This window comes from Deltaproteobacteria bacterium (assembly GCA_018668695.1).
Taxonomy (GTDB): domain Bacteria; phylum Myxococcota; class XYA12-FULL-58-9; order XYA12-FULL-58-9; family JABJBS01; genus JABJBS01.
Genome location: JABJBS010000388.1, coordinates 1 through 5,918, shown reverse-complemented (window position 1 = coordinate 5,918; position 5,918 = coordinate 1). Strand labels below are relative to the sequence as shown.

At 52.2% G+C, this 5,918-nt stretch carries 7 protein-coding genes; 5 read left to right on the top strand and 2 right to left on the bottom strand.

Features of this window, described 5'->3' with window-relative positions:
- From HOK28_23020 to HOK28_23010, 3 genes are all read left to right on the top strand, one after another.
- On the top strand, positions 1 to 311 hold a 311-nt coding region (locus HOK28_23020; protein MBT6435982.1), incomplete at its 5' end, for a hypothetical protein.
- A complete protein-coding gene (locus tag HOK28_23015; GenBank protein MBT6435981.1) occupies positions 308 to 1,672 on the top strand; it encodes a TolC family protein in 1,365 nt (454 codons plus the stop codon). The genes HOK28_23020 and HOK28_23015, both read left to right, overlap by 4 nt.
- A 155-nt stretch (positions 1,673 to 1,827) precedes the next feature.
- A complete protein-coding gene (locus HOK28_23010; protein MBT6435980.1) occupies positions 1,828 to 2,229 on the top strand; it encodes a PilZ domain-containing protein in 402 nt (133 codons plus the stop codon).
- Here HOK28_23010 and HOK28_23005 read toward each other — a convergent pair whose 3' ends face one another.
- A complete protein-coding gene (locus tag HOK28_23005; GenBank protein MBT6435979.1) occupies positions 2,230 to 3,039 on the bottom strand; it encodes a hypothetical protein in 810 nt (269 codons plus the stop codon).
- Between the two features lie 58 nt (positions 3,040 to 3,097).
- Here HOK28_23005 and HOK28_23000 point away from each other — a divergent pair, with 58 nt between their 5' ends.
- Complete coding sequence (locus tag HOK28_23000; GenBank protein ID MBT6435978.1) at positions 3,098 to 3,856, top strand: hypothetical protein; 759 nt, start codon at positions 3,098 to 3,100, stop codon at positions 3,854 to 3,856.
- On the opposite strand, the gene HOK28_22995 is transcribed toward HOK28_23000, so the two are convergent.
- Positions 3,853 to 4,746, bottom strand: a complete 894-nt coding sequence (locus HOK28_22995; GenBank protein ID MBT6435977.1) for an NAD(+)/NADH kinase — start codon at positions 4,744 to 4,746, stop codon at positions 3,853 to 3,855. The two genes, HOK28_23000 and HOK28_22995, sit on opposite strands and share 4 nt — an antisense overlap.
- Positions 4,747 to 4,888: 142 nt before the next feature.
- On the opposite strand from HOK28_22995, the gene HOK28_22990 reads away from it, so the two are divergent.
- Complete coding sequence (locus HOK28_22990; GenBank protein MBT6435976.1) at positions 4,889 to 5,794, top strand: tetratricopeptide repeat protein; 906 nt, start codon at positions 4,889 to 4,891, stop codon at positions 5,792 to 5,794.
- Positions 5,795 to 5,918: the final 124 nt, after the last annotated feature.

Genomic DNA, 5,918 nt, shown 5'->3' with positions numbered 1-5,918 from the left:
CCAAGTCAGGTTCATTCTTCAGAGGTGCCGAACTCACCTGGGGCACGCCGGTTCAAACAGGAACTCAAACCGACGTCCCATTGGATATTTTTGTTGAAGAAGAGGACCTTGAGGTCAGCCTCATTTTCCATTGGGTCCAAGGCGGTAAAACTTTCAAACTTTTCGACTTAAGCATCGATGATGCCTCACTGGTCAAAGACTACCAAAATCAGTTTGGTAAAATCATCAAAGAAGAAGGTGCTGCCACACTTGTTTCGAAGCTCAAGAAACGTCTCGATGAAGCACAGAAAAAACACGGTCCACTTACATGACTTGGTTTGCTCGACACGCCCCTACGTGGCTAGCACTGGTGGTTGCAGGCACTTTTCTTAATACTGCACTGGCCGAGAAGCCGAAGGCGCTCACATCGGATGATTGCGTTCGGATTGCGCTTTCCCAGAGCGCTGTTCTTGATGAAGCCAATGCACGTGTAGAGGCTATCAAAGGTAAGCTTGCCGAGGTTGAATCTATTTTTTACCCCAAGCTTACGGGTATTGCTTACATCGCGCCGATGTACAGTGTTCGTGGAAACGCCATGGACAACAGTTCCATAGAAACGAGTTACTCCAGACTTTCCGACTGGGGTCCCTACACTCACCTCCAAGCTATCCTCGCTCAGCCCCTCACAACTTTTGGTCGGGCCGGCGCCAACGAACGAGCCGTTGAGCATCTTATCCAAGTTGAAAAAGCTCGGGTACGAGCTGCCGAACACATCTTGGCCTTAGAAGTTCGTAAACTATATTACGCTCACTTGTTCTCGGTTTCACTCCGCCCGGCTCTTCGCAACGTTATAAAAGTTGTGAAGCAAGCTCGCGAGCACGCCACCAAAGAGTATGAAAGCGCCCAGGGTTCAGTCACACAGATCGACCTTACGAAAATCGACTACGCTGGTAACGAAGCTTACCGCTACCAACATCAAAGCAACTATGCCGCGACCATGACCATGGCCGCACTCAAGCACACAATGGGTATGCCTGCATCCACGCCCATTATCATTGCTGAAAAACGATTGCCCCGAATCAAAAGCCACCCAAACTTAGAATTGCCACGTCTCATTATGGAAGCCTCCGAGAATCGGCCCGAATGGTCGCAACTCTCACACGGTGAAAAAGCTGCACTCGCATGGAAGGATGCCGAGGCCTTGTCCAGCATGCCAACCCTCTTTCTGGCTGGCACAATTGAGAGTGATTGGACTCCAATGCGCGATGATTCGAAGAATCCTTACCATTACGATCCTTACAACGGGCTCACAGCTGGCATCGCCATGGGCTTACAATTTAACTTTGACCCATGGCATTCTGTAGCCCGGGCAAACCAAGCTGACGCCAAACATGCAGAAGTTAGCGCAATGCGTCGTTTTGCTGAAACCGGGATTCCACTCCAGGTAAAACAGTCCTACGAAGACTTCCAGCTCCAGAGAGAACTTGAGGAATTATCACGCTCAAGTGTGAAATCTGCCCGGAAATGGATGACTTTTGCGGCCAGCGCATTTGCAACAGGTACCGGACCAGCCCGAGACGTGCTCGAAGGTGTGGCGGCTTACTCTAAAGCCAAGTTCACACATTATGAATCACTCTTTAACTATTATGTGGCTGAAGCCTCCCTCTACCATAGCCTCGGACGCGACCCGTAATAATCCTCAACCGCTCTCCTTCTTAGAGCTCCACTCACCACTGCTTGGCCAAATCCAACCTTAAAGCCTAGAGTTCCGCTTGCCCGCGTGTACATCTTTTGCTAGGTCGCCGGAAAATAACCTGTATCAGCCCAAGCAGGCATTTGGGGGAAACCATGTCAGAAAGACGTCAAAATAGTCGGCGCGACAACGTAGGGAAACACGGCGGTCCAAACCGGAGAACTCCCAAAGAACGACGCGGTTCTGAGCGCCGAGAACACACTCGCGTATCGCTTGAATTGTGGATGGAAGAGCTCGTTGGAGACGACGTTTACTTTCGACGAACAGGCAACCTCAGTGCAGGTGGCGTATTTTTCGACAGCGCAATTCCTCATCAGCTCGGTACCGAAATGACTTTGAAGTTTACGCTTCCAGGCTGCAAAGAAATGGTCGTGGCTCGCGGTAAAGTCGTCAGTCATACTGAAGCTAAAACCGATGGACTCGGCATGGGTGTTAAGTTCATAAGCTTTGAAGGCAACGGTAAAGATAAGCTCAAGACCTATATTCGGGCACTCTAATTACGGTTCTTCATCCGAAGTACTGAGCCCTATTGCCACAGCAGTGGCAACGACGACGACAACGCCACCCGCAATCGCCCACCAACCCCAATCAGGAATCAAAGCATCGTCTTGCTGCGAGCGAATAGGCCAGGGATTTGTAAGCGCTGAAAACTGCAGCGTCTCAAAATGCTCAATTGCCTTTCCACCAAAAGCCTCTTGAGCAGTCCCAAGTTGAAACCGCTCCCCTGAAGCCAAGTTAAATTCCAGATAATAGAGGTAATCGCCAGGTATCGCAGAGACCTCTCCTGAACTCCGCCACTGATTCCCAAACTTACTAAGCTCGTAACTTTTAAACGCGACATCTACCGGCGTCTTCAACCAAAACAGGATATTCTCTAACCTATCTCCCGGTCCGGCAGGCCGCTGGAGCACCAATGTTCCGAGGTCTTTTTGAACCGCCAGTTCATCGAGCCGGAACCTGTTCATCCACCTTGCGCGTTCACAGGCCCGGGTCCAAATATCATTGGCTGTTGGCGCCATCCTAGGAGGCGCTAAGGCAGGATTTCGCAAGCACATACGCGTCCAACTGGTCAGCGCCAACTTCTGCCGGCCCAATGCCACCTGACAAAGACCTCGCACGCGCTCACAGCGCTCGTACTCTTTCGGGATGGTTCGACAATCCGGCGGCAGCGTTTCAAGCGCAGATTCATAAAGCGCCTCGTCGTAGAGAACTAAAGCCTGGTCCACATCGACAAGTGTTCCCATGGTTATCATAAGCAGTGCGGCATACATGATCTGCAAAATATCCGGTGGTCGCTCCCAGCTCAAGGATGAGCTACCCCAAGAATGCTTGACCTAACCACCTTTTGGGGCTTTTAGTGGTTATATGAGCGACGGTTCTAAAAAAGATTCATTAAAGTCACTGGTATCGGCGGCACTTGGGCAAAGCGCTCAGGCTCCCGCCTCACCTCAAGAGACCCCAGAGCCAACGTCCCAACCAGCATCCGAGCCCCTGGGAGACGCTGAGGCTCTCATAGCCATTTATTTCGACCTAGAAGAACCCGAAGAGCGGGACGAAGTATTTGACCAGCTCACAAGCCATCGTGTGCCGATGGTAGACAATTTCTTCGCGGAGATGGCATCCCATGATGATGATGCATATGTTCGAGCGGCCGCTACCGCGGAACTCTTTAAACGCGGTCACGAGGAATATCTTCCGGCGATAGAGTCAGACCTGGTTGATCCACAAGAACTATTCTTCTTCGCTACCGCACTCCATAGCTTAGCCGAGGTGCGTGGAGCCCAGCTGTACCCGGACCTTGTCCAAATGCTCACGGACCCCAACCGAGATCCCGAGCACCAGCAAGACATCATGCTCGCTATGGAAGCTGTGACTCCCGAGCAATCGGTCCGGCACTTCACCGCGCTTTTATCCGGCTGGAAATCAACGGACCAAATCGACGATGTCTTTGTTGAACATGCAAGTTTAGCTTTTGCACGACAAAATCACGCTCCCGGTCATCAGATGCTTCAACAAGTGATGAAGGTCGTTGAAAATTCGGGTCTAGAGCCGTTGGATAAAGAAGAGCTTACGGAACTTTTAGAAGAAGCCATGTCCGTCGCCGAACCCGACTCCACAACTTAAGAGTTGCCCCAGTCCAGCTTCGTCCGCAGCGTTTCGAAATAGGATCGCCACGGAACCTCAAAGAGCCTCAATGGCACATCTGCTTTACGGACCAACATCAAGTCTTCAGCATTAAAGCTATGTGCCGTTTGCCCATCTAATGTGGCTACAACCTGAGTTTCCGTATCCAGAGACAGCGTGACGGTTTGCTCGGCATCTAAAATCATTTGGCGCTGAGTCAGTTGGTGCGGGTTAATGGGTGTTACGGCAATGGCCCGCAGTGTCGGCGATAAAATGGATCCACCTGCGGCCATGGCGTAAGCCGTAGAGCCTGTAGGCGTAGACACAATCACCCCATCTCCACGCATGGTCGTCATCAATTCGTCCCCTACCGTCACCCGGTATGAGGCCAATCGCGAAAGCTGGCGTAAGCTTAAAACCACATCGTTAAGAATGAGACGATGAATTGGCTCACGGTCTTTGAACCTGAGCACCACATCCAACCGCATACGTTCCGTTATCGCCAACTCGCCGGCCAGCGCGGCGCCAATGGAACGCTCTACCTCGTCAATCGCAACATCGGTCATGAAGCCAATATAGCCGACATTCACACCCAGAATAGGAACCGCTCGGCTCTGCAAGAGAGAGGCGGCATGGATGAGAGTTCCGTCACCCCCGAAAACGACCATGAGATCAGCTTGGTTCTCGATGTCCTTGGCCGCCAACCGGTCAATTCCTACGGGCAGGCCCTCAACGGCATGGTGCCCCTGGGCCTCCATAATGAACCGATGGCCCGGAGCAACTTTCACAAGACGCTCCAACGCCTCTACCGCCTGCGGGGTCCCGGGTTTAATGACTATTGCGATGGTTTTGCTCATGAGTTCCTCAAGTCTACCTACAGTACGGTACAAGAGTGGGCCCCATGGCTGCAACGAAGGTGGAAGCAAAATTGTCCAAAGAAGCAACTTAAGGTAGGACGCGATCCTCGAATAATTGGCTAGCGCATGTTGACCTATACGAATAAAGGGTTCCCGTGCTAGCAGGGATAAAGATATGGCTACAGATTACTCAACTCGCGATGTTTCAAAGCTCCTCAAAATTCCGGAGCACCGCGTACGTCACCTGGCACGGGCTGGCACTCTAGGGCAAAGCCCTGAGGCCCCGATTACGCTGCCTAGGCGCTACAGTTTCGACTTCAGAGACATGATGGTCCTTCGTATGGCTTCACGTCTTTTGGCCGAAGGAATCTCCTCAGCCCGCGTTCAACGGGTTCTTGAGAACCTTCGAGATAAAATGCCAACCGACCTGCCTCTGTCGGGCATGCAGATTTTTAGTGAGGAAGAGCGCATTCTTGTGCGTACGCAGGGCCAAACATGGGAGCCCGAATCAGGGCAATTTATGCTCAGCTTCGACCAAGCCGACGCTAAGCCGCAAAATAGCCACCCCACGACACTCAACACGCAGGACCCAGGCATCCCAGAGGAAGACGGTAATATCACGTCTTTGATCGGGGACTTGGAGGACTCAGACGACTATCGCTCTGCGGATCCTTGGTTTGAGGTAGGTGTGGCGCTTGAAGCAACCGAGCCACAGAAGGCTTATGAGGCTTACCTGCGGGCATTGGCCTGTAATCCCGAGCATGTCGAGGCGCATATCAATGTGGGGACTCTTTGTTCCGGTGCCGGCGAGCTCGACCGTGCTGCAGCCTATTTTAGACAGGCTATCCGCGTGAACCCGCAGCAACCGGTCGCCCATTACAACCTAGCCGTCACCTACCACGATATGCACAATGTTGGCTCAGCCATCGAATCCTATCGTGATGCCTTAAAATCTGACCCAGATTTTGCGGATGCCCACTTCAACCTGGCAACCTTGCTGGAACAAGAGGGAGATCGTGAGGGTGCGATGCGCCATTTAGCGGCTTATCGACGCGTTTGTGCACAACACGATCCGGAATAAGTATTTCCCCCCAATAAAATTGTTGACCATCCGCCTTTGAATTGTTAATCACGCTTCACCGCTGGGGCGGTAGTTAAGTTGGTTATAACGCCGGCCTGTCACGCCGGAGGCCGCGGGTTCGAGT